This is a genomic window from Pseudomonas sp. SWRI154, assembly GCF_014268645.1.
Classification (GTDB): Bacteria; Pseudomonadota; Gammaproteobacteria; order Pseudomonadales; family Pseudomonadaceae; genus Aquipseudomonas; species Aquipseudomonas marvdashtae.
Window position 1 is genome coordinate 1 of sequence record NZ_JABWQW010000086.1, and the last position, 462, is coordinate 462.

A 462-nucleotide genomic window follows, 5' to 3' on the forward strand; every position below is an offset into this window, starting at 1 on the left:
GCCAAGCCCCGGAACGCTTCGCCCACGACCCGGCCGGCAACCTGCTGATGCAAGACCGCCCCGGCCCGACCACCCTCAAGGGCAACCGCCTCTTGATGGAGGGCGACCGCCATTACGACTACGACGCCTACGGCAACCTGATCCGCGAACGCCGCGGCACAGCCCAATGCCTGGTCACCGAATACCGCTACGACAGCCAACACCGCCTCATCGGCGTCACCGGCCCGGACGGCAGCGAAACGTCCTACCGCTACGACGCCTTCGGCCGACGCATCGAAAAGACCGTGGACGACCAGACCACCGAATTTATCTGGCAAGGCGACCAGGTCGTCGCCGAAAGCAGCGACCAGCACTACCAAAGCTACATCTACGAGCCCGGCACCTTCCGCCCCCTCGCCCTGCTCGAAGGCGAAGGCCCAGAAAAAGCCACACCGTTCTACTACCACCTCGACCACCTCGGCA

Annotated in this window: 1 pseudogene; it reads left to right on the top strand. The window is 64.9% G+C overall.

The features are described from left to right. Positions 1-462: pseudogene (locus HU806_RS26265) on the top strand (RHS repeat domain-containing protein); the annotation flags it as partial.